This window comes from Nonomuraea sp. NPDC049141 (assembly GCF_040648415.1).
In the GTDB taxonomy this organism is placed as follows: Bacteria; Actinomycetota; Actinomycetes; order Streptosporangiales; family Streptosporangiaceae; genus Nonomuraea.
The window spans coordinates 1-1,833 of sequence record NZ_JBEZDR010000174.1 but is presented as its reverse complement, the minus strand read 5'-3'; the positions used below and the strand labels follow the sequence as shown (position 1 = coordinate 1,833).

Genomic DNA, 1,833 nt, shown 5'->3' with positions numbered 1-1,833 from the left:
GCGAGGCGGAGGTGGACCGGTGAGGCCTGACAGCCGGTGGTCCCGACCAGCGGGGCCGGTGGTCCCGTGACCGCGACAGGTGGGCCCGACCCGCGGTCACGGACCGAGGTGGCCCCGTGAGCGAGCGGCGCAGCCCCACCATCCGACGTCGTCGCCTCGGCGCCGAACTGCGTCGGCAGCGGGAGACGGCGGGGATCACCATCGAGGCGGTCGCCGAGCAGTTGGAGTGCTCGGCGTCGAAGGTCTCGCGGATCGAGACCGGCCACACCACGGCCACCCCGCGCGACGTGCGGGACATGCTGCGGATCTACGGCGTGGTGGGTGCCGAGAGCGACGAGCTGGTGCAGATCGCCCGGGAGGCGCGGCAGAAGGGCTGGTGGCACCCCTACAGCACGGTGCTGGTCGGCGCGTACGTCGGGCTGGAGGCCGCGGCCAGCTCGATCCGGGCGTACGAGCAGCAGGTGGTGCCCGGGCTGCTGGAGACCGAGGAGTACGCGGGTGCGATGATCCGGGCCGCCCGGCCTGACTTCACGCCGGAGCAGGTGCAGCAACGGGTGCGTGTCCGTCTGGGCCGTCAGTCGTTGTTGACGCAGGATGATCCGGTCGATCTGTGGGTGGTGCTCGATGAGGCGGTGGTAAGCCGTCCGGTGGGCGGGGACGAGGTAATGCGTGACCAGCTCAAACACCTGGTCGAGGTGGCGGAACTGCCGAACGTGACGCTCCAGATCCTGCCGTTCGCGGTGGGGGCGCACGCCGGCATGGACGGCACCTTCACGATCCTCAGCTTCCCTGAGCCCGGTGATCCGGATGTCGTGTACGCGGAGAATGCCACGGGTGGGCTCTTCCTGGAGAAGAGTGACGAACTGCAGAAGTACAGCTTCATCTTCGATCACGTCCGAGCGGCGGCCATTCGTCCGGAGGAGTCCATCGCACACATCGCGAAACTGGCAGAGGAGCCGTTGTGGAAATGGCGACCAATGGGTTCCCCGTGGACCTGACGCAGGCGACGTGGTTCAAGAGCTCGAAGAGCGGGCCGAACTGCGACAACTGCGTGGAGGTGGCATACGTGACGGGGGCGGTCGGCGTGCGGGACTCGAAGGACAAGACGGGCCCGGCCCTGGTCTTCGCTCCCGGTGACTGGCACGCCTTCGTCGCCGGCACCAGGGGCGGTGTGTTCGACAAGGGCTGACGGGACCGTGATCTGACGGGGTGCCCCCGTCCGGCTGCGCGCCGGACGGGGCATCGTCGTGTCCGCGTCCGCCCCGGCCGACGAAGACGTCCCGCCGTCGGCGTCGCCACATCGGGTCCCGTGTCGTTGTACCCCTCGGGTACGGCGCTGGTCGACGACCCGCCGCACGGACGGCAACCGAGCGAGGCAGGCGAGACGGATGACGACGATCGGGTCAGACAACCTCACCAACGGGCCGGGTAAGCCGGAACGGTTCGGGGGCAAGTACCGGGGGGCACGCCGGGACACCGTCCTCACGGAGGTGGTGTCGACCGACACCGAGATCGGCGCCCGGGAGGCCCCGGCCGCCCCGCCGGAGCAGGCCGGTCCGCCGCTCTCCCTGCCCTCGCTGGATCCCAATCCGCTGACGGAGCCGTCGTTCCCGCCCGGTGGCTGGTCGGTGGAGCCGGCCGAGTCGCTGGTCGACCACCCGCTCCTGCGCGGGCTGCTGATGGAGTTGCCGCCGAAGGGCAGCGTCCCGCCGCCCGGCTGGCTCGACCGGTGGTTCGAGGCCACCCGGGCGATCCTGGAGCTGCTATACGTGCAGGGGCCCGGCCGCTCGCGCTGACGCGGGCCGGGCGGGCGCGGGCCGGGCGGGCGCGGCC

General features: G+C 71.1%; 3 protein-coding genes. All 3 read left to right on the top strand.

What is annotated here, in order from left to right; genetic code table 11:
- The first annotated feature begins 116 nt into the window (after positions 1-116).
- The 3 genes from AB0B91_RS65585 to AB0B91_RS65575 all read left to right on the top strand — a co-directional run bounded on the left by AB0B91_RS65585 (position 117) and on the right by AB0B91_RS65575 (position 1,796).
- On the top strand, positions 117-998 hold the full coding sequence (locus AB0B91_RS65585; RefSeq protein WP_089002740.1) for a helix-turn-helix transcriptional regulator: 882 nt from the start codon (positions 117-119) through the stop codon (positions 996-998).
- On the top strand, positions 968-1,189 hold the full coding sequence (locus tag AB0B91_RS65580) for a DUF397 domain-containing protein (RefSeq protein WP_089002739.1): 222 nt from the start codon (positions 968-970) through the stop codon (positions 1,187-1,189). The genes AB0B91_RS65585 and AB0B91_RS65580 overlap by 31 nt, the downstream gene beginning before the upstream one ends.
- A 199-nt stretch (positions 1,190-1,388) precedes the next feature.
- Entirely contained in the window at positions 1,389-1,796 is a 408-nt protein-coding gene (locus tag AB0B91_RS65575; protein WP_089002738.1) for a hypothetical protein, read from the top strand.
- Positions 1,797-1,833: the final 37 nt, after the last annotated feature.